We start from the raw sequence: 21820 nt of genomic DNA, 5'->3' as shown, positions 1-21820 counted from the left end.
TTATTGATGATATTGATTTTAAATATATTATATAAGTATAATCTATGCGATTGTTTTGATTTTGTTTACTAGTATAAACATTTGCGTTTGGGTGATTTATATATTTTATATTTGCTTACATATGTAAACAAATTAGGATTTACTTTTGTATACTATTATATGAGCCACATCTTTTCATTACATAATAATTATAAAAGCAAGAGTCTTACCGGTAGATATATTACTCCATCTGCCGTAGCAGATAGTCTGCAATCTTTAAACACGTTTATAGCTGCAAAAGGCAATTCTGTATTAGGTCATGATATTTATATTTATACATTAGGAAAAGGACCTATTAAAATTTTAATGTGGTCTCAAATGCACGGGAATGAATCTACCACAACTAAGGCTGTTGCCGATTTACTATTGTTCTTAATCTCTAAGGATATTTTAGCTTCTAATATTTTACAACAATGTACAGTTAAAATTATCCCCGTTTTAAATCCGGATGGAGCTATTGCCTACACAAGAGAAAATGCTAACAATGTAGACTTAAATAGGGATGCTAAAAACTTAAGTCAGCCGGAGAGTAAAATTTTACGAGAAATATATTCAGAATTTAATCCGGATTTTTGCTTTAACCTTCACGACCAACGTACAATTTTTAATGTTGGTTTAAGCAATAAGCCTGCTACATTATCATTTTTAGCACCGGCAACAGATGCAGAGCGAAGCATAAATAATACTCGTGAAGTTTCTATGCAGCTTATTGCAGCAATAAATAATAGCTTACAGCAATGTATTCCGGGGCAAATAGGCAGGTATGATGATGCATTTAACGATAACTGTGTTGGTGATACTTTTCAATTATTAGGAACACCTACACTTTTATTTGAGGCCGGTCATTTTTATAACGATTATTATAGAGAAAAAACAAGAGAATTTATTTTCTTTGCACTCGTTTTTGCATTACAGCACATAATTAATTCAACATATAAAAAATTTAAGGTAGAAGATTACCTTGCTATTCCTGAAAACAATAAGATGTTTTTTGATGTGCTGGTGCGCAATGTAAATGGTGTAGATGCCGGGATTCTATTTAAAGAAGTTTTAAAAAATAATGAGGTTTGTTTTGAACCTTATTTAGAAAAATCCGGCAATCTATCAGATTACTTTGGTCATGTAACTTTTAATGCTTCTAATTCAGAACACGTCAAACTCATCAGTAAGCATCCAAAATTATCTGCTATTGTTAAAAGTTTAGAGAAATCTTAATAAAATTGCATTTCTGATTAAAATTTTAACGTAAAAACTTTATTATATTATTAATTTTTCATTTTTTTGCAGCTTCAAAATTAAGTTAACTGTAGTAATAGTATCATGGCCAAATTTAAATTAGACGAAGTAGACCACCAGATTCTGGATATGTTAATAGACAACACCAGAACTCCTTTTACAGATATTGCTAAAAAACTTCATATATCTGCCGGGACGGTGCATGTGAGAGTAAAAAAAATGGAAGATGCAGGAATTATTAAAGGATCTTCACTAACTTTAGATTACGTTAAGTTAGGTTATTCTTTTATAGCATATGTGGGTATATTTTTAGAAAAAACACACCAAACAAAATTTGTGCTTGAACGTTTAAAAGAAATACCTAACATTACAGTAGCTCATATTACAACCGGAAAATTTAATATATTCTGTAAAATAAGAGCAAAAGATACTAAGCACGCAAAAGATATAATTTTTAAGATAGACGATATTGAGGGGGTTTCTAGAACAGAAACCATGATCTCTCTTGAAGAAAGTATTAACGATAAAAAACGTTTAATGCATTCTATTTTTAAAGAAATGTAATTTACACTGTTTCAAAAACATATAAGCCTGTCAGTGTTTACATTGACGGGCTTTTTTTTATTTAATTATGTACACTCCACCAAAAATTAAACGATTTAACGAGCATGTGTTGTCTCGTTATCAAATTTACAACAGTATTTTTATAACCCTTCCGTACGATGATATTGTGCAAACCGGCACTTTATTGCCTCTTTTTTCTGATTTATGCGAAAAAGGATTTGCCAACCAACAAAAACCCAATGAGATAGTTGCGTCTTTTTTCACAAAATATGCAGACAAAAGCATATCTGAAGAAGATAAAATAAGTATGCTTTTTAGGTTTATACAGTACATAGAGCGCCAAGTAGTATTGTTTGATGCTATAGAAGACGCGTCGTTTGCAATAGTAAATAATATGGAGGGTAGAGGGTCTCTGAGAAACTTAAAAGAAGAAGCTCAGGCAAATAACGTCTTACCCAAATTAAAAAAGGTGTTAAATGATTTTAGTATAAAAATAGTTTTAACAGCGCATCCAACACAATTCTATCCGGGTACAGTTCTAGGGATTATTACCGATCTGGCAAAAGCCGTTCAAGAAAGTAATCTTACACAAATTAAAAGATTGTTGGCACAGCTTGGTAAAACTCCATTCTTTAAAAAGCAAAAGCCAACTCCTTTTGATGAAGCAGTTAGTTTAATCTGGTATTTAGAACACGTTTTTTACACAACAATATCTCAAGTAGTTAACTACATTCAAGAAAACATTACACAAACAGATTCTTTTAAAAATGCCCCTGTAACCTTAGGTTTTTGGCCGGGTGGAGACAGAGACGGAAACCCTTTTGTTACAGCCCAAATTACCAGAGATGTTGCAAACAAACTGCATAAAGCTATAATGCGTTGCTATCACAAAGATTTAAAACTCTTAAAAAGAAGAATAACTTTTAAAAAAGTTCACGATAAAATTACACGTCTTGAGCAGCAAGTTTATGCAATGGCATACACAGACTCTACAAATAACAGTTTGACAGTTAATGAGTTTTTAGGCGAGATTGAAAGCATTAAATCAACTGTTAAAAAAGAACATCAATCGTTGTTTGTTGAAGAATTAACAGATTTGATTAATAAAATAAATTTATTTGGATTCTTTTTTGCCGGATTAGATATAAGGCAAGACTCAAGGAAGCATTCTCAAGCAATTTCAGATCTATTAGCGCTTTATAAAGAAACTAATAATAATAGTATTCCACCTGATTTTTTAAAATTATCCGAGCAAGATAAAATTTCTGTTTTAGAAAATGTAACAGATAGCTTAAACGAAAATAAACTCCCTGAAAATGAATTAAAAAGAGCGATAGCTTCAATTTATGCTTTAAAAGATATTCAAAAACAAAACGGTGAAGCAGGCTGTAACAGGTATATTATAAGCAATTGCGGTAGTGTGTTAGATGTAATGCAAGTATACACATTACTTAGATGCTGTAACTGGACAACGCCAAAAGTAGATATAGTACCACTTTTTGAAACGGTAACCGATTTGCAACAGGCCCATATGGTAATGAAAAATCTATACACCAATAAAACCTACAAAAAGCATTTACAAAGCAGAAACAACAAGCAATATATAATGCTTGGCTTTTCTGACGGGACAAAAGACGGTGGATATTTAATGGCAAACTGGAGTATTTACCAAGCAAAAGAAGCTTTAACTAAAGTAGCTAGAGATAATAATATAGAAGTTGTTTTTTTTGATGGTAGAGGAGGACCTCCAGCTCGTGGAGGAGGAAAAACACATCAATTTTATGCCTCTTTAGGACCAACAATAGAAAACAAACAATTACAATTAACTATACAAGGGCAAACTATAAGCTCTAATTTTGGTACGGTAAACTCCTGTAAGTTCAATATAGAACAACTTTTAAGTTCTGGTTTAACAAGTTGTTTGTATAGTAATGAAATAAACAGACTTACAGAAAAAGATAGAGAGGTGTTAAATAGTTTAGCTAACATAAGCTATCAAGCATACACAGACTTTAAAAACCATCCCAAGTTTTTATCGTATTTAGAGAACAGAAGCACACTTAAATATTACGCAAAAGCAAATATTGGAAGTAGACCAAGCAAAAGAGGAACATCAGATAAATTAATTTTTTCTGATTTACGTGCCATTCCTTTTGTTGGTAGTTGGAGTCAGCTAAAACAAAACGTGCCCGGTTTTTATGGTTTAGGAACTGCTATAGAACATTTTGAAAAGCAAGGCAAACTAAAAGAAGTTAAACAGCTTTACCAGCGATCACTTTTTTTTAGAACATTGGTACAAAATAGTATGATGAGTTTAACAAAATCCTTTTTTGAGTTAACTGCTTACATGAAAGAAGACAAAGAATATGGAGCCTTTTGGCAATTAATTTATAACGAGCATTTAAAAACCAAAAGGTTATTACTAACTGTTTCCGGCTACAAAGAGCTAATGGAAGATGCCAAAGCAATGAAAGCTTCTATTGCCGTAAGAGAAAAAATTGTATTACCTTTATTAACCATTCAGCAGCATGCGTTGCTAACCATTCAAGAGTTAAATAAAAACAAAAAACAAAACGCTAAATTAATTAGGGTTTACGAGAAAATGGTTACACGTTCATTATTTGGTAATATTAATGCAAGTAGAAATTCAGCTTAATTATGAAATCATCGCATTTGTTAGATAACGAGTATCATCCGTATTACCATCCGTACATTTCTCAACTGGGAGATGTTGAATTGTTACCCGAATTGCAAAATACCTTGGCAAAATTCAGCACTTTCTTAACTACCGTTCCGGACGAAAAGATGCTTTATGCCTATGCTACTAAAAAGTGGACTGTAGCTCAGGTTTTGGTTCATATAATTGATGCAGAGCGCGTGTTTCAGTACAGAGCACTAAGGTTTGCCAGAAGAGATAAAACTAATTTACCGGGGTTTGATGAAAATAAATACGTGCCGGTATCTAATGCTAATTTGCGTTCTAAATCGAGTATTTTAAAAGAGTTTACAGCTGTTAGAAATAGCACTATTGCACTATTTGAAACTTTTTCTGACGAAGATTTAATTGCAATGGGTAGTGCAAATGGCACAAACATGTCTGTAAGAGCGCTTGGGTTTGTTATTTGCGGGCATCAATTACACCACCAGCGCGTTATTGTAGAACGATATTTATAAAAAAAGAGCCTTTTTTTCAAGGCTCTTTTGGTTAATTATTTTACTATCTGATGATTAATCGTCTGTAGAATCTTCAGGAATTTCTATATTATCTACGCCTAAAGAATCATCATTTCCAAAATCGTCATCATCTTCATCAAAATTCTCCATAGTATTGGCTAAACGTGTGCTAACTTTTACCAGGTAAATGGTATCTTCTGCACGCACTTCTACAGCTTCAACTGTTTCGTTGTTTGCGTTTTTAAATTTTATGATATCATCATCACCATATCCATCAGGATACTTTTCAACTAAGAGCGACAAAATCTCATTTGTTAGCTTCTTATAATCTACAATTACACGTTTCATTGTTGTTGAGGCTATTAAGTTGGTTTAAACGAATTTATAAAAAAATGTTAAACAATTTATGTTACATATCTAAAACATAGGCAAATATTAATGGGGCAACTATGGTTGCATCAGATTCTATTATAAATTTTGGTGTATCTATATCTAATTTACCCCACGTAATTTTTTCGTTTGGTACAGCCCCAGAATATGAGCCATAACTTGTTGTTGAATCTGAAATCTGGCAGAAATAGCTCCAAAACGGCACATCGGTCATTTCTAAATCTTGGTAAAGCATTGGCACTACGCAAATAGGAAAATCTCCTGCAATACCACCACCAATTTGAAAGAACCCAATTCCGTTATCGCAATTGTTTTTATACCAATCTGCTAAATATGTCATGTACTCAATACCACTTTTCATGGTACTTGCTTTAAGCTCTCCTTTAATTACGTATGATGCAAAAATATTTCCTAATGTGCTGTCTTCCCAACCTGGCACTACAATTGGTAAGTTCTTTTGTGCTGCAGCATACATCCATGAGTCTTTAATATCTATCTCGTAATATTCTTCTAGAACTCCTGACAATAAGAGTTTATATAAAAACTCATGCGGAAAATAACGCTCTCCATTATTTTCAGCATCTTTCCAGATTTTAAAGATGTGTTTTTGAATACGTCTAAAGGCTTCTTCTTCCGGAATACAAGTGTCTGTAACTCTGTTAAGACCTTTCTCTAATAAATCCCATTCTTCTTGTGGAGTCAAGTCTCTGTAATTTGGAATTCTCTTGTAATGGTTGTGCGCCACCAAATTCATTACATCTTCTTCTAAATTCGCTCCGGTACAAGAAATAATGTGTACTTTATCTTGTCTAATCATTTCGGCAAAAATTTTACCAAGCTCTGCAGTACTCATAGCGCCGGCAAGAGTTACCATCATTTTTGCATCATTATTAAGCTGATCTTCATACGCCTTTGCTGCATCTACTAAAGAAGCCGCATTAAAGTGTAAGTAGTATTTTTTAATAAAGTTTGAAATTGGACCTTTAGTCGTTTTCGTCATCGTCGTATTTTTTTTGATTAGCGTATTTAAACTTGTAAGCTAGCATTTTGTAATAAAGTTTAGCTGCCAGAAAATCTGATGATTTTTCTTTTTCATTCGGGCAAAGCTCTACAATATCAAAACCTACAACGTTTTTCTTTTTAAAGATAAGCTTTAAATATGAAAGTGTCTCGTACCAAAGTAAACCTCCAGGCTCTGGTGTTCCGGTTGCAGGAAGTATGGACGGATCAAAAGCATCTAAATCTATTGTAATAAATACATTCTCTGTCATTTGATGCAGAGAATCTTCCATCCAATCATCGTCATTCACCATATCGTGAGCAAAATATACTTGAGTTTCATCCATGTGTTCAAGTTCAGAAACATCCATACTTCTAATTCCTACTTGAATTAAGTTGGTTGTTTTGCTTGCTTCGTAAACAGCACATGCATGATTGCATTGACTGCCTTCGTATTCCGGACGTAAATCTGCATGGGCATCCAGTTGTACTACCGTTAAATTATCAAAACACTCATTAAATGCTCTAATGGAACCTATAGAAATTGAATGTTCTCCACCAAAAAGCGTAACAAATTTTCCTTGTTTAATATAGTTTTTAGTGATTTTATGCACAGCTTCTACCATTTTTTCAGGGCTGCTGTTTTCTGAAATAGCAGGAGCTAAATAAACTCCTTTTTTGTAAGGTTCAGATTTAGTTTCTATGTCATAAAGCTCCATGTTTTCTGAAGCATGTAAAAACGCTTCAGGTCCTTTATCTGCACCTTTTTGCCATGTGCTCGTGCCATCGTATGGTACTGGTATTAAAACCACTGTAGCATCATCTAAGCGGGCGTATTTTTCTGGTATTCCCGCGTACGTTTTTTTAGTCATTGTATCCTAATATTTTTAAAAAGTCGTTAGCTGTTTGTTGTTCTGCAAAAACAGAAGTTTCTATTTCACCATTATCATTCTTTGTAATAAGAATATGTTTTGGTGCAGGGATCAAGCAGTGTTGCAAACCTCCATAACCCCCTATGGTTTCTTGGTATGCTCCTGTATTAAAAAAGCCTATATAAAGCGGTTTATTTTTATTGAATTTAGGCAAATAAATTGCGTTTACGTGTTGTTCGCTATTATAGTAATCATCGCTATCGCAAGTTAAACCACCCAGTAAAACACGCTCGTACTCATCGTTCCAACGGTTTAATGGTAAAATAATAAAACGCTTGTTAATAGCCCAGCTATCCGGTAATGTGGTAATAAACGATGAGTTAATCATGTTCCATTTTTCTCTATCGTTCTGTTGTTTTTGATATAAAACTTGATAGATTGCACCACCACTTTCACCTACGGTAAAGCTTCCAAATTCTGTAAATATATGGGGTACAGGCACATTAGCTTCATCGCAAGTAATTTTAATTTGGTTTACAATCTCATCAATCATATACTCATAATCATAATCAAAAGCTAATGAGTTTTTTATTGGAAATCCTCCACCAATATTTAAACTGTCTAGTGTAGGGCAAACTTTTTTTAACTGTACATAAACCTTAAGGCATTTGGTAAGCTCATTCCAGTAATAAGCGGTATCACGAATGCCTGTATTAATAAAAAAGTGAAGCATTTTAAGTGATACCTTGCTATTGTCTTTAATTTCTTTATTATAAAAAGGAACAATGTTTTTATAGCCAATACCTAAACGGCTTGTGTAGAACTCAAATTTAGGTTCTTCTTCAGAGGCAATTCTAATTCCAATATTAAACTTGGTGTTAATTGCATCGCTTAAAAGGTTAAGCTCTTCAAAATTATCTATTATTGGAATACACTTATTATGGCCTGAGTTAATTAATGCTGCAATGTTTTCTATGTATTTATCGCGCTTAAAACCATTACATAATACATAGTTGTTTTTGGTTAATTTTCCTTTTTTTAACAGCGTATTTACAATATCAATATCAAAAGCAGAAGACGTTTCTATATGAATATCATTTTTTAGCGCCTCGTTAAGTACATACTCAAAATGAGAGCTTTTTGTACAGTAACAATAGTTGTAGCTGGCGCTATAATTATTTTTTTGCATGGCATTTTTAAACCACAGCTTTGCCCTATTTATATTTTCAGATATTTTTGGTAAATAGGTAAACTTAAGTGGTGAGCCGTATTGTTCTACCAATTTCATGAGATCAATATCATGAAACTGTAAAGTATTGTCTTTGTTTAGCTTAAATTCTTCTTGCGGAAAATAAAAAGTTTGGTCTATTAAATCTATATATTTAGTTTTCATTATTGCTTTTTAGTGTTAATAAATTTGTTTAACAAAAGTGTTTAAAAGCAATAAAAACTAAATACGCAAAAGCTGAAAAAGAATGCACAGCATCAACAAAAATGATGCTACATTAGTGTTGTTATAAGTGTTGGAAGTTAGCTTTAAAAGCCGGTTATTCAATCTTAGAACTGCATAAGAAACAACCTTCCATTTTTTCTTATGCCCGGCATTATAAACAAATATCATTCGTTCAGCCAATGCGGGTGCAAAAGTGTATAAAAAATTTTATTTACCAAACACTTACCTAACTATTTTTAGCTAAATAATACTCAAAACTTTCTTTTAGCAAAGCTGAGGGAACATTTTGGTCTATAACCGGCTCGCCAATATTTTTTAAAAGTACAAAGTTTATATTGTTTTTAGTGTTTTTCTTATCGAATTTTAAATACGATAACACTTTGTCTATTTGCTGGTTAGAGAATTCTATTTTCTCAAAATAAGTTAAAATGTAATTAGTTAAAGTTTCTAAATGATGCTCGCTAAGACCAAGCTTTTTATGCGATAAATATGCCTCTAAAATCATCCCTATTGCAATAGCTTCACCATGTAATAATGGTTTTGTATGTGATAAAAAAACAGATTCTATAGCATGACCTAAGGTATGCCCAAAATTTAAAACTTTACGCAAACCGGCTTCTTTAGGGTCTTTTAAAACAATGTTGTTTTTTATAGCAACCGAGGTGTATACTAATTCCTCTAAATTATTTGTAGTTAACTTGTTTAAATCTAAAAGTTGTTGCCAATAAGATTTATCTTGTATAAGCGCATGTTTAATCATTTCGGCAAATCCGCTTCTCATTTGATTTGCAGGGAGCGTGGTAAGAAAATCAACATCAATAATCACCAACTCCGGATTAACAAATAATCCGATTTGGTTTTTTACAACCCCTAAATCAATTCCTGTTTTACCTCCAACCGATGCATCTACCATACTAAGTAGTGTAGTAGGTACATTAATAAATTTTATTCCTCTTTTATAGGTGGCTGCAATAAAACCGCCCATATCTGTAACAACACCACCTCCTAAATTAATAAGCAGTGTATTTCTGTCTAAATTTAAATCGGTTAAAGCACCCCAAACACCTGTGCAAGTATCTATGTTTTTATGGTGTTCCCCCGGCTCAATTTCTATTACTTCTAATAGCGATTGTGGTAATTTAGATTTTGCCAAAAATGTTGGCAAGCAAAATTCGTGCGTATTACCATCTACCAGGATAATTATTTTAGAGTATTGTTCGGCTTCAATTAATTGCAAAAGCTCGTTATACGCTTTATCTCCAAATGAAACTGAGTAATTTTCTGCCTGTATTGATTTCATAATCTTAACAAAGCAACAAAATTAGTGAGATTTAAATAATAAAATTAAAAACCAGAAGTATATTTGCCGTTGTAATTAATGCATTGGTACATGGAAAAAATTTTTGACAATACAGAGACTGCATTTGCCTTAAAATCTGATGCCGAACTGGAAAGAGCCTATTTTTTATTTAAACTTATTGCTAGCGAACCTTTAGTGAAAATTGGTACAGCTGTTACAAACTTTGCTATAAAAACGCATCTTCCGGTAGAAAAACTTATAAAAATTACTGTTTTTGATCATTTTTGTGGAGGCGTTACTGAAAAAGATTGCATGCCGGTTATAGATAAAATGTTTGAAAAGGGTGTGAGTTCTGTGTTAGATTACTCTGTTGAAGGAAAAGAAACCGAAGAACAATTTGATTTTGCATTACAGAAAACTCTAGAAATCTTAGACTTTGTAAAAGAAAAAGAAGCCATCCCATTTGCAGTTTTTAAGCCCACAGGCTTTGGTAGATTTAATTTGTATGTAAAAGTTGGAGCAGGAGAGAAGCTAACTAAAAAGGAGCAAGAAGAATGGCAAAGAGTTATAGAAAGGTTTGATAAGGCTTGCAAAAAAGCACACGATTTAAATGTTGGATTATTAATAGATGCTGAAGAAAGCTGGATGCAAGATGCTGCCGATGAATTAGTTACAGAAATGATGAAAAAGTACAATAAAGAGCGTGCTATAGTTTATAACACGTTACAAATGTACAGGTGGGATAGGTTAGAGTATTTAAAAAAAATGCACCAGCAAGCCAAAAAAGAAGGGTTTAAAATTGGGGTAAAGCTGGTTAGGGGTGCTTATATGGAAAAAGAAAATGAGCGAGCCGAAGAAAATGGGTATCCAACACCAATTTGCGAATCTAAAGAAGCTACCGATACCAATTTTAATGATGCCGTAAACTATATTTTTGAAAACTTAGAAGACATTTGGCTTTTTGCAGGTACACATAATGAGTATAGCTCTTATTTAATAATGGAACATATTCAACAAAAAGGAATAGCAAAAAACGATCACAGGGTTTGGTTTGGGCAATTATACGGAATGAGTGACCATATAAGCTTTAACCTTGCAAAACATGGTTTTAATGTAGCTAAATATGTGCCGTTTGGTCCCGTACGTGATGTAATGCCTTACTTAATTAGAAGGGCAGAAGAGAATACCTCTGTTGCCGGACAAACCACCCGCGAACTATCATTGTTAAAAACAGAAAAAAAACGAAGAAACTTATAATTATTCTATAGAGAGGGTTTTAACAATAGCCCTCTCTGTACAGTTTTCTACAGTGATAAGTACCGGTTTATTTTCTAAAACAGAATTAATCACATAAACTTTACAAGAGTCTCTTTTTACATCGCTTTTAGAAAAATCTACTTCTCCTTGTTTTAATATAGTAGATATTAACACGCTATCTATCGCAATATTTTTGTTTTTAAATTTGTTTATAATGTCGGGGCTGATATCTAAAGGTTTAGTAGTGATATTTTTAATTACGCGGGCATTTGGGAAATAGCTGCAAGAAGCTTTCTTTCCGCTAAGAAAAAAAGACAAAATAACTAGCCCAATAGCAAAACCACCCAGATAAAAACCAAGACGTCGTAAAAAATTTGTGTTCATTTAAAAAATAAGAAAATTAATATCGCTATACGAAAGATCAAACCAGTCTGCAACCGATTTATTTGTTAAAATTCCGTGGTAAAAATACAAACCATTACGTAAACCACGATCAAAACGAAGCGAATTTTCTATTCCGCCATCTTCCCCAATTTTTAGTAAAATAGGAGTGCAAATATTACTTATAGAAATAGATGCTGTTCTTGAATAACGAGAAGGAATATTGGGTACACAGTAGTGAATTACTCCATGTTTGGTGAATGTAGGATCTTTATGAGATGTTACTTCGCTTGTTTCAAAACACCCTCCCATGTCTATACTAACATCTATAATTACAGCACCTTTTTTCATGTTCTGTACCATAGACTCAGAGACAACGATTGGTGCTCTGTTTTTACCTCTTACTGCCCCAATGGCTACATCGCATCTACGCAACGCTTTTAATACATTTTTAGGTTGTAGGGTAGAAGTATATAATGTTCTGCCAAGGTTTGTTTGAATGCTACGCAACCTTGTAATAGAGTTATCAAAAACTTTAACGTTGGCGCCTAGCCCCATTGCTGCTCTGGCAGCAAACTCTCCAACAGTTCCTGCACCGATAACAACCACCTCAATAGGAGGTACCCCGCTAATATTTCCGAACATGAGGCCATTACCGGTTTTTGAATGCGTAAGTAATTCTGCAGCAATTAGCACAGAAGCAGTGCCTGCAATTTCGCTTAATGATCGTACTGCCGGATACGTACCGTCGTCATCTCTAATAAACTCAAAAGCCAAAGCCGTTAATCTTTTTTTAGCCATGGCTTCAAAGTATTTTTTGGTTTGTGTTTTAATTTGAAGCGCAGATATAATGGTTGTTTGAGGATTAACATATTCTAACTCCTCTAAAGTAGGGGGTTCAACCTTTAGAATTATAGGACACGAAAATACTTTTTTGGTGTCGTGAGTAACTTCTCCGCCAGCTTCGGTATATTCTTTATCAGAAAAATTAGCTCCTTTTCCGGCACCAGATTCAATTAAAACCCTATGCCCGTGTGCAACTAAAGCATGAACGGCATCAGGTGTTAAACAAACACGTTTTTCTTGATGTAAAATTTCTTTAGGAATACCAATAAAAAGTTCTCCTTTTTGTTTGAGAACCTCTAAGGTTTCTTCTTGCGGTATAAGTTGTTGCTTGCTGAACGGTGAATTTGGCTGATTCATTTAGTAAAGATACAGAAAGAAACCAAAATTTTAAGCAGAAAATTTATCAATATCGGTATCTTCTGGGTTGTAGTATTTACGTAAAAAAGCTTTGGTTTCGTATTCTTTAATTTCTTTATCTATTTGTTTTAAATCAATACCATTAACATATTTATCAAAAAGTTTTAATCTAATTAAGTACACAAATGGTATTACAAGCATCATAATGGGGATAAGCCAATAAATTTCTACCTCATCAACAAACCTAATGTCATCATTAAAAATGTTTATTAATTGAAACAAATACATTGCCGTAGGTATTAATATAACATGATACCACCAGTGTTTGCAAGTGAAAAACCATATCAGCAACAATAACAGAGGTATTAATTTACCCGTTACTAACCAGGCAACAGTATAAATGTTTTGATAATAGTCACTAGAGTAAGTAAACAAAAAAGTTTCCCAGGTTTTACCCTCAGGGAAACTTTCGTATAAATAAAATAAATAAGGTGTGATAGCTATGCTCAAGGCAATTATACTACCCTTTAGGAGGTACAACGATTTTGTCTTTCCTAATACCTTGTTCGTTTTCGTAAAGCGTGTCTTCATCTGCTAAGCTGTTGGGGCTGCATGAAACAAATAGAGCCGACAATAGTGCAACAGCAGCTACTGCTGAAAAAAATTTTCTTGTTTTCATAATAGTGTTCTCTTTTAAAAGTTTGTAATAAAGTTGTTCTCTATACCAAACTTACTAAAAAAAAACTTACAAGAAAAATGTTTTTTTGTTGTATATTGATCGGATATTATAGCATTTTATCGAAAACTCTCCTATTTACCAACCTTTTCAACGCATTATTTTTCTTTCAGAACACTACTAAAAACTGCTAATTTGCAGGCTTCTTCTGTCTGCATCTATTGTTTTAATGCATATTTGTAACGCATCAACCGGAATAAGATTGTGTATTTTTTCCGGCCACTCGATAAAACACCAATTTTTTTCGATTAAATACTCTTCAAAGCCTATGTCGTAGGCTTCTTCTTCTGAATCTATTCTGTAAAAATCAAAATGATACACGGTTTCTACACCATTTGTATACTCATTAACCAGGCTAAATGTCGGACTTGAAACTTCGTCTTCTACGCCTAATTGCTTCACTAAATGTTTAATAAGGGTTGTTTTACCGGCGCCCATTTCTCCCTTAAAAAGAACAGTTTTAGATTTAGGCTTTGCATATTCTATTATTTGTTGAGCAATATTAGGTAGCTCTTTCTCTGTGTACGTAAGTTCCATACTATACTATTTAGGTTCTAATACCACAAACGGTATAATCATTTCTTCTAAAGAAACTCCTCCGTGCTGGTAGGTGTTTCTATAATAGCTTACATAATGGTTGTAATTGTTTGGGTAAGCAAAAAAATAGTCGCTTTTTGCAAAAATATAAGTGCTGCTCATATTAATTGTAGGCAACCCTATACTTTTTGGTTGTTGTATGTGTATAACTTCTTTATCTTCAAAAGACAAACTCTTTCCTGTTTTATATCTTAAATTTAAGCTTGTTTCTCTGTCTCCAATTACTTTAGATGGGTTTTTAACATTAATTGTACCATGGTCTGTGGTAAGTATTAACTTAAACCCAAGCGCTTGTGCTTGTTGAATTATTTCTAATAAAGGAGAGTTTTTAAACCAACTTTGTGTGAGCGATCTATATGCTTTGTCGTTAGAAGCCAGCTCCTTAACCACTTCCATTTCTGTTTTGGCATGAGAAAGCATATCTACAAAATTGTACACTACAGTAACTAAATCATAAACTTTTTGAGCTCTAAAATTTTCGGCTAATTTTTTGCCTGCCTTAAGACTGGATATTTTATGGTATTGCCAATTAATATCTAATCCTAATCTTCTTATTTGCTCCTTTAAAAACTTATCTTCAAATAAATTCTTACCGCCTTCATCGGTGTCATTTTTCCAAAGATCCGGATGCAGTTTTTCCATATCTGCAGGTGTTAACCCAGAGAAAATTGCATTTCTGGCATATTGTGTAGCCGTTGGCAAAATACTAAAGTAGGCCTCTTCTTTGATTTTTTTAAAGTAGTTAGATACAATGCTTTCAAAGGCCAACCATTGGTCGTATCTTAAATTATCTATAACCACCAACAAAACCGGTTGTTTTGAAGATAATTCTGGCACTATGTATTCTTTAAATAAATTATGAGAAAGTACCGGCCCCTCGGTTTCTTTAAACCACTTTTCGTAGTTTTTTTCTATAAACTTACCAAACTGAATGTTTGCTTCTACTTTTTGTGATTCTAAAATTTCTATTAATCCGGTGTCTTGTATTTCTTCCAACTCTAACTCCCAATACATTAGCTTTTTGTAAAGCTCTACCCAATCTTGGTAGGTGTTTACCATTGCTAAATCCATAGCAATTTTTCTAAACTCTTGTTGGTAGTTAGAAGTAGTTTTCTCGGAAACCAAACGAGAATGGTCTAAGTTTTTTTTAAGCGAAAGGAAAATTTGATTTGGGTTTACAGGTTTTATTAAATAATCGGCAATTTTAGAGCCTATTGCTTCATCCATTATATATTCTTCTTCGCTTTTTGTAATCATTACAACAGGTAGCGACGGTTGCTTTATTTTAATTTCGCTTAAGGTTTCTAAACCACTTAAACCCGGCATGTTTTCATCTAGAAAAACAATATCAAAATTTGTTTTTTCTATCTCGGTTAATGCTTCTTGTCCGCTATTACAGGTTGTAACTTTATAATTTTTTTGCTCTAAAAATAATATATGAGGCTTTAATAAATCTATTTCGTCATCTACCCAAAGTATCTTAATATCATTCATATAAGTATATTTGCTCTGTTAAAATTAGACAGATTTGAAAAAGGTTAACAAACTTAAAATTTTTAATGACCCAATTTACGGATTTATTAGTATTCCTAACGAAGATATTTTTGATCTAATTTCTCATAAGTATTTTCAACGTTTACGAAGAATATCTCAAATGGGATTATCTTATTTGGTATATCCCGGAGCGCATCATACCAGATTTCACCACGCTTTAGGTTGCATGCACTTAATGAAGAAAGCTGTGCAGGTGTTACGCTATAAAGGTGTGGCTATAAATGAAGATGAAGAAAATGCATTGTATTGCGCTATTTTGCTTCACGATATTGGTCACGGACCATTTTCTCATGCCATGGAAAACAGTATAGTAGAAGGTGTTCATCACGAAACAATATCATTATTTTTCATGCGAGAGCTCAATAAGCAATTTAATAGAAAACTCTCGTTAGCCATAGATATTTTTACCGGAAAATACCCCAGAACATTTATGCATCAATTAGTTTCGGGGCAATTAGATATGGACCGGATAGATTATTTAAAGCGCGATACTTTTTACACAGGTGTATCAGAAGGGAATATAAATTCTGAGCGCCTTATAACAATGCTTAATGTGGTTAATGATGAACTTGTAGTTGAAGAAAAAGGAATTTACTCTGTAGAAAAGTTTTTAATTGCAAGGCGCTTGATGTACTGGCAAGTATATTTACACAAAACGGGCCTGGTAGCAGAACAACTTTTAATAAGAATTTTAAAAAGAGCTAAAGAACTTGTAGATAAAGGTATTAGCTTGCCTGCAAGCTCAGCTTTTTCTTTTTTTCTAAATAATAAAATAACGCTTAATAATTTTGATGACAACGTATTAAATTTATTTGCACAGTTAGATGACTACGATATTATTTCGGCACTAAAAGAATGGCAATTTCACGACGATTTTGTTTTGCGCAACTTGTCCGGAATGATTTTAAACAGAGAATTATTAAAAATTAAGTTTAAAAAGAAACCGTTTAAAGCAAAAAAAACAGCCGAGCTAAAAACTGATTTTGCATTAAAAAATAACATAAGCCTTGATGAAGCGTCTTATTTTGTTTTTACGGGTAAAATCGAAAATCAGGCGTATAACATAGAGCATCAAAATATTAATCTACTTACCAATACCGGAAAGATTATAGATGTTGCAAAAGCATCAGATCAACTTAATCTTAAGGCGTTAGCAAAACCGGTAGAAAAATATTACTTGTGCTTTCCTAAAAACAAATAATTAACAGTTTTTTGTTACTTTTGCGAGAATGAAATTTACAGCAAGTCAAATAGCAGGAATATTAGAGGGCGATGTTGTTGGAAACCCGGAGGTTGAAGTATATAAACTAGCAAAAATCGAAGAAGGAGAAGAGGGATCTTTAACCTTTTTAGCCAACCCAAAATATAAGCCCTACATCTATCAAACAAAAGCCTCTGTTACCATTGTTAACAAAGATTTTGAGGCCGAGAGTGAAATTTCTACAACATTAATTAAGGTAGAAGATGCCTACAAATCGTTTTCAAAACTTCTTGAGTATTATAATCAAGTAAAAAACAACAAAGTAGGCGTAGAGCAACCTATTTTTAAAGCAGAAACAGCTGCTTACGGAGAAAATTGCTACATAGGCGCGTTTACGTATTTAGGCGAAAATGTTAGCATTGGTAATAATGTTAAAATTTATCCTAATGTTTACATTGGCGATAATGTTACCATAGGAGATGATGTAGTAATCTTTGCCGGTGCTAAAATTTATTCAGATTGTATAATTGGCAACCATTGTGTAATTCATAGTGGAGCAGTAATAGGAGCAGACGGCTTTGGTTTTGCTCCAAATGAAAACGGAGAATACAGCAAAGTGCCTCAAACCGGAAATGTAATTCTAGAAGATTATGTTGATGTTGGCGCCGGTACAACTATTGATAGAGCTACTTTAGGCTCTACTATTATTAGGAAAGGCGTTAAGTTAGACAACCAAATACAAATTGCTCATAACGTAGAAATTGGTGAAAATACTGTTATAGCTGCTCAAACCGGTATTGCCGGTTCTACCAAAATAGGTAAAAACTGCATGATAGGAGGGCAAGTAGGTATTGTTGGGCATATTACCATTGGAGATCGTGTAAAAGTACAAGCACAATCCGGTATTGCCAGAAACATAAAAGACGATGAAGTTTTACAAGGCACACCGGCATTTGGGTATGGAGATTATAACAAATCATATGTACATTTTAAAAACTTACCTGCTTTAGCCGATAAGATTAATAAGATTGAAAAAAAAATAGATAATAATAATGAGTAACACTGTTGCTAAACAACGCACTATAGCTAAAGACGTTACACTTAAAGGGGTAGGTTTGCATACCGGTCAAGAAGTAACAATGACCTTTAAGCCTGCACCTGTAAACCATGGCTATGCCTTTAAACGAGTAGATTTAGAAGGACAGCCAATTATAGAAGCAGATGCTAATTATGTGGTTAATACTCAAAGAGGCACCAATTTAGAAAAGAAAGGTGTTAAAATTCAAACCTCAGAACATGTTTTAGCTGCTTTAGTAGGTTTAGAAATAGATAATGTTTTAATAGAGTTAGATGCTTCCGAACCTCCTATTATGGATGGTTCTGCCAAAGATTTTGTTGAAGCTTTAGATAAAGTCGGTATAGTAGAACAAGATGCAGACAGAGAAGAATATATTGTAAAAGAGGTAATATCTTATACAGACGAGGCAACCGGTAGTGAAATCACTGTAATACCAGCAGAGGAGTACCAGGTTACCACAATGGTAGACTTTGGCACAAAAGTATTAGGTACCCAAAACGCCACACTTAAAAGGCTTTCTGATTTTAAAACAGAAATAGCAAATGCTCGCACATTTAGTTTTTTACATGAGTTAGAAATGCTTTTAGAGCATGGTCTGATTAAGGGTGGTGATCTAAACAATGCTATTGTTTATGTAGATAAAGAGCTTTCTCCGGAAACTATGAAGAAACTTAAAGTTGCCTTTAAAAAAGACTCTATTGCCGTTAAACCAAACGGAATTTTAGACAACCTTACCCTGCATTATCCTAATGAAGCCGCCAGACATAAATTACTTGATGTCATTGGAGATTTAGCATTAATAGGAACTCGCATAAGAGGTAAAGTAATTGCCAACAAACCGGGGCACTACGTAAATACACAGTTTGCTAAAAAACTTTCTAAAATAATTAAAAACGAGCGCCGTAATAAAGTTCCTGTTTTTGATTTAAACAAGCCTCCATTAATGGATGTAACCGAGATAATGAAGCGGTTACCACACAGACCTCCTTTCTTGTTGGTAGATAAAATTTTAGAACTATCAGACTCGCATGTGGTTGGTGTTAAAAACGTAACCATGAACGAGCCATTTTTTGTTGGCCATTTTCCCGGAGCTCCAGTAATGCCTGGAGTTTTACAGGTAGAAGCTATGGCTCAAACAGGAGGTATTTTAGTGCTTAGCACCGTTCCTGATCCGGAAAACTACCTCACATTCTTTATGAAAATAGATAATGTTAAGTTTAAACAACAAGTACATCCTGGAGACACTCTAATTTTTAAATTAGAATTACTGTCTCCAATCAGAAGAGGTATTTGTCATATGCAGGCATATGCTTACGCCAACGGGAAATTGGCAACCGAAGCAGAATTAATGGCCCAAATAGTAAAAGTTAAAGACTCAAAATAAAGTATGAATCAACCATTAGCATATGTGCACCCCGGTGCAAAAATTGCAAAAAACGTAGTAATAGAACCCTTTACAACCATCCATAACAATGTAGTTATTGGTGAAGGAACCTGGATAGGATCTAACGTAACCATTATGGAAGGTGCCCGCATAGGAAAAAATTGTAACATTTTTCCTGGTGCAGTAATTTCTGCGCCTCCACAAGATTTAAAATATCAAGGAGAAGATACCATAGCTCAAATAGGAGATAATGTTACCATCAGAGAATGCGTAACAATTAATAAAGGTACATCAGATCGCCATAAAACTGTAATTGGTAACAATTGCTTAATTATGGCATACAGCCATATAGCCCATGATTGTATTGTTGGAAACAACTGCATTTTTTCTAATAACAGTACCTTAGCAGGGCATATTACAGTTGGTGATTACGTTGTATTAGCCGGTATGACTGCCGTGCACCAGTTTTGCTCTATTGGTAACCATGCTTTTGTTACCGGTGGTTCTTTGGTTAGAAAAGATGTTCCTCCTTATGTTAAAGCAGCTCGTGAGCCGCTTTCTTATGTAGGTATTAACTCTGTAGGATTGCGCAGAAGAGGTTTCGACACAGAAAAAATCAGAGAAATTCAAAATATTTACAGAATTCTGTATCAAAAAAATTATAATAATAGTCAAGCAATAGAGATTATTGAAGCCGAAATGGAGGCAACTCCCGAACGCGATGAGATATTGCAATTTATTAGAGCTTCACAACGTGGTATAATGAAAGGGTATTTTAGTACAAATTAAAATCATATGGCAACAACATCAGATATCAGAAAAGGATTGTGCATTAGGTACAACAATGACATTTACAAGATTATTGAGTTTTTGCATGTAAAACCCGGTAAAGGTCCTGCTTTTGTTAGAACTAAACTAAAAAGTGTAACAACAGGTAAAGTAATTGATAACACTTTTGCTGCCGGACATAAAATTGATGACGTTCGTGTTGAAAAGCGCTCATATCAGTTTTTATATGCAGAAGGTGACACGTATCATTTTATGAATACAGACGATTATAACCAGATTACACTTCAAAAAGACGCTATAGATACTCCGGAGTTGCTTAAAGAAGGTGAAATCGTTAAAATTTTATTTAACACAGAAGACAGCATGCCACTTTCTTTAGAAATGCCTGCAAGTGTGATTTTAGAAGTTACTCATACAGAGCCCGGAGTAAAAGGTAATACTGCTACAAATGCTACAAAACCGGCAACTGTAGAAACCGGGGCTGTTATAAATGTACCTTTATTTATTAATGAAGGTGATAAAATTAAAGTAGAAACAGAAAAAGGAACTTATCAAGAAAGAGTTAAAGAATAACTTTAACTCTTTTCTTTTAAATAATTACAAAACAACACTCTATAAATGAAATTTACACAGCAACAAACGCTAAAACAAATTGCTGATTTATTAGGTTGCAGTTATGTGGGCGATGACAATTTTCCGGTATTAGGTATGAACGAGATTCATGTTGTTGAACCCGGAGATATCGTTTTTGTTGATCATCCAAAATACTACGATAAAGCGTTACAGTCTGCTGCTACTGTTGTTTTAATTAATAAAGAAGTTGATTGTCCTGAGGGTAAGGCGTTATTAATCTCTGACGATCCTTTTAGAGACTTTAATAAACTTACGCAACATTTTAATCCTTTTACGCCTGCCACTGCTACCATAGCGCCAACTGCTAAAATTGGTAAGAATACAATTATACAACCCGGCTGTTTTATTGGTAATAATGTGGTGATTGGTAATAATTGCATTATTCATCCCAATGTATGTATATATGATAATTGTATAATTGGTAATAATGTAACCATACACGCAGGAACAGTTTTAGGAGCAGATGCCTTTTACTACAAAAACAGACCGGAAGGATTTGATAAATTACTATCCGGCGGAAGAGTAATTATAGAAGATAATGTAGATTTAGGTGCTTTATGTACTATAGATAGAGGTGTAACAGGAGATACTACTATAAAAAAAGGAACCAAAATAGATAATCAAGTTCATGTAGGTCACGATACCGTAATAGGCGAACGTTGCTTAATAGCCTCACAAACCGGTATTGCAGGATGTGTAGTAATAGAAAACCAAGTTACTATTTGGGGACAAGTTGGAATGACCAGTGGTATTACAATTGGCGCTAAGGCTGTTATTTTAGCACAATCCGGCATTAGCAAGTCGTTAGAAGGCAATACAACCTATTTTGGTTATCCTGCAGAAGAAGCCAGAAAAAAATATAAAGAACTCGCCGGAATAAGGCAAATTCCTAACATCATTAAAAAATTAAAACAATCATAAGCAAATTCTGTTTTTATAATAAAAAACAACTGCTATTTTTGCACAACTAAAATAAACAC

22 protein-coding genes are annotated in these 21820 nt (G+C 33.6%); 11 read left to right on the top strand and 11 right to left on the bottom strand.

Features of this window, described 5'->3' with window-relative positions; translation table 11 throughout:
- Nucleotides 1-159: 159 nt before the first annotated feature.
- From ACZ5CF_RS08505 to ACZ5CF_RS08490, 4 genes are all read left to right on the top strand, one after another.
- Nucleotides 160-1254, top strand: a complete 1095-nt coding sequence (locus ACZ5CF_RS08505) for a M14 family metallopeptidase (RefSeq protein WP_464578856.1) — start codon at nt 160-162, stop codon at nt 1252-1254.
- 105 nt (nt 1255-1359) lie between these two features.
- Nucleotides 1360-1839 carry an Lrp/AsnC family transcriptional regulator gene (locus ACZ5CF_RS08500; protein WP_464578855.1) on the top strand — a complete coding sequence of 160 codons (480 nt, stop codon included), beginning with the start codon at nt 1360-1362 and terminating at the stop codon, nt 1837-1839.
- 67 nt (nt 1840-1906) lie between these two features.
- On the top strand, nt 1907-4495 hold the full coding sequence (locus ACZ5CF_RS08495; protein ID WP_464578853.1) for a phosphoenolpyruvate carboxylase: 2589 nt from the start codon (nt 1907-1909) through the stop codon (nt 4493-4495).
- Nucleotides 4496-4497: 2 nt separating this feature from the next.
- Entirely contained in the window at nt 4498-5013 is a 516-nt protein-coding gene (locus ACZ5CF_RS08490; protein WP_464578852.1) for a DinB family protein, read from the top strand.
- 54 nt (nt 5014-5067) lie between these two features.
- Here ACZ5CF_RS08490 and ACZ5CF_RS08485 read toward each other — a convergent pair whose 3' ends face one another.
- The 5 genes from ACZ5CF_RS08485 to aroB all read right to left on the bottom strand — a co-directional run bounded on the left by ACZ5CF_RS08485 (nt 5068) and on the right by aroB (nt 10027).
- A complete protein-coding gene (locus ACZ5CF_RS08485; RefSeq protein ID WP_464578850.1) occupies nt 5068-5361 on the bottom strand; it encodes a hypothetical protein in 294 nt (97 codons plus the stop codon).
- Between the two features lie 61 nt (nt 5362-5422).
- On the bottom strand, nt 5423-6403 hold the full coding sequence (locus ACZ5CF_RS08480) for a deoxyhypusine synthase family protein (RefSeq protein WP_464578849.1): 981 nt from the start codon (nt 6401-6403) through the stop codon (nt 5423-5425).
- Complete coding sequence (gene speB, locus ACZ5CF_RS08475) at nt 6387-7274, bottom strand: agmatinase (protein WP_464578848.1); 888 nt, start codon at nt 7272-7274, stop codon at nt 6387-6389. Before speB ends, ACZ5CF_RS08480 begins: the two co-directional genes overlap by 17 nt.
- Nucleotides 7267-8667 carry an arginine decarboxylase gene (locus tag ACZ5CF_RS08470; RefSeq protein WP_464578847.1) on the bottom strand — a complete coding sequence of 467 codons (1401 nt, stop codon included), beginning with the start codon at nt 8665-8667 and terminating at the stop codon, nt 7267-7269. The genes speB and ACZ5CF_RS08470 overlap by 8 nt, the downstream gene beginning before the upstream one ends.
- Nucleotides 8668-8953: 286 nt before the next feature.
- A complete protein-coding gene (gene aroB / locus ACZ5CF_RS08465; protein ID WP_464578846.1) occupies nt 8954-10027 on the bottom strand; it encodes a 3-dehydroquinate synthase in 1074 nt (357 codons plus the stop codon).
- Nucleotides 10028-10117: 90 nt separating this feature from the next.
- Here aroB and ACZ5CF_RS08460 point away from each other — a divergent pair, with 90 nt between their 5' ends.
- Nucleotides 10118-11284 (top strand): proline dehydrogenase family protein, encoded by a 1167-nt coding sequence (locus ACZ5CF_RS08460; protein WP_464578845.1) that lies wholly within the window; start codon nt 10118-10120, stop codon nt 11282-11284.
- On the opposite strand, the gene ACZ5CF_RS08455 is transcribed toward ACZ5CF_RS08460, so the two are convergent.
- The 6 genes from ACZ5CF_RS08455 to porX all read right to left on the bottom strand — a co-directional run bounded on the left by ACZ5CF_RS08455 (nt 11285) and on the right by porX (nt 15695).
- The gene (locus ACZ5CF_RS08455; protein WP_464578844.1) at nt 11285-11668 is read right to left on the bottom strand and encodes a hypothetical protein; all 384 of its coding nucleotides are present in this window, start codon (nt 11666-11668) and stop codon (nt 11285-11287) included.
- A complete protein-coding gene (locus ACZ5CF_RS08450; RefSeq protein WP_464578843.1) occupies nt 11669-12868 on the bottom strand; it encodes an alanine dehydrogenase in 1200 nt (399 codons plus the stop codon).
- Between the two features lie 30 nt (nt 12869-12898).
- The gene (locus ACZ5CF_RS08445; RefSeq protein WP_464578842.1) at nt 12899-13378 is read right to left on the bottom strand and encodes a hypothetical protein; all 480 of its coding nucleotides are present in this window, start codon (nt 13376-13378) and stop codon (nt 12899-12901) included.
- A gap of 10 nt (nt 13379-13388) precedes the next feature.
- Entirely contained in the window at nt 13389-13547 is a 159-nt protein-coding gene (locus ACZ5CF_RS08440) for a hypothetical protein (RefSeq protein WP_464578841.1), read from the bottom strand.
- Nucleotides 13548-13724: 177 nt separating this feature from the next.
- Complete coding sequence (tsaE, locus tag ACZ5CF_RS08435; RefSeq protein WP_464578840.1) at nt 13725-14141, bottom strand: tRNA (adenosine(37)-N6)-threonylcarbamoyltransferase complex ATPase subunit type 1 TsaE; 417 nt, start codon at nt 14139-14141, stop codon at nt 13725-13727.
- Nucleotides 14142-14147: 6 nt separating this feature from the next.
- Nucleotides 14148-15695: a T9SS response regulator signal transducer PorX gene (gene porX, locus ACZ5CF_RS08430; RefSeq protein WP_464578838.1), complete on the bottom strand. Its 1548-nt coding sequence runs from the start codon at nt 15693-15695 to the stop codon at nt 14148-14150.
- A gap of 34 nt (nt 15696-15729) precedes the next feature.
- On the opposite strand from porX, the gene ACZ5CF_RS08425 reads away from it, so the two are divergent.
- Genes ACZ5CF_RS08425 through ACZ5CF_RS08400 form a run of 6 tightly spaced genes read left to right on the top strand, consistent with a single transcriptional unit; the run spans nt 15730 to nt 21761 of the window.
- Entirely contained in the window at nt 15730-16956 is a 1227-nt protein-coding gene (locus tag ACZ5CF_RS08425; RefSeq protein WP_464578837.1) for an HD domain-containing protein, read from the top strand.
- A 28-nt stretch (nt 16957-16984) separates the two neighbouring features.
- Nucleotides 16985-18016, top strand: coding sequence for a UDP-3-O-(3-hydroxymyristoyl)glucosamine N-acyltransferase (lpxD, locus tag ACZ5CF_RS08420; RefSeq protein WP_464578835.1), 1032 nt, complete (start codon nt 16985-16987; stop codon nt 18014-18016).
- Nucleotides 18009-19418 (top strand): bifunctional UDP-3-O-[3-hydroxymyristoyl] N-acetylglucosamine deacetylase/3-hydroxyacyl-ACP dehydratase, encoded by a 1410-nt coding sequence (locus ACZ5CF_RS08415; protein WP_464578834.1) that lies wholly within the window; start codon nt 18009-18011, stop codon nt 19416-19418. Before lpxD ends, ACZ5CF_RS08415 begins: the two co-directional genes overlap by 8 nt.
- Nucleotides 19419-19421: 3 nt before the next feature.
- Complete coding sequence (gene lpxA / locus ACZ5CF_RS08410; protein ID WP_464578833.1) at nt 19422-20207, top strand: acyl-ACP--UDP-N-acetylglucosamine O-acyltransferase; 786 nt, start codon at nt 19422-19424, stop codon at nt 20205-20207.
- A gap of 6 nt (nt 20208-20213) precedes the next feature.
- Nucleotides 20214-20780 (top strand): elongation factor P, encoded by a 567-nt coding sequence (gene efp, locus ACZ5CF_RS08405; protein WP_464578832.1) that lies wholly within the window; start codon nt 20214-20216, stop codon nt 20778-20780.
- Nucleotides 20781-20825: 45 nt separating this feature from the next.
- The gene (locus ACZ5CF_RS08400) at nt 20826-21761 is read left to right on the top strand and encodes a UDP-3-O-(3-hydroxymyristoyl)glucosamine N-acyltransferase (protein WP_464578831.1); all 936 of its coding nucleotides are present in this window, start codon (nt 20826-20828) and stop codon (nt 21759-21761) included.
- Nucleotides 21762-21820 lie beyond the last annotated feature (59 nt).

The sequence above is a fragment of the Lutaonella thermophila genome (genome assembly GCF_055387725.1).
Note: the sequence above shows the minus strand (reverse complement) of the source record. Positions and strands in the feature narration are given on the sequence as shown.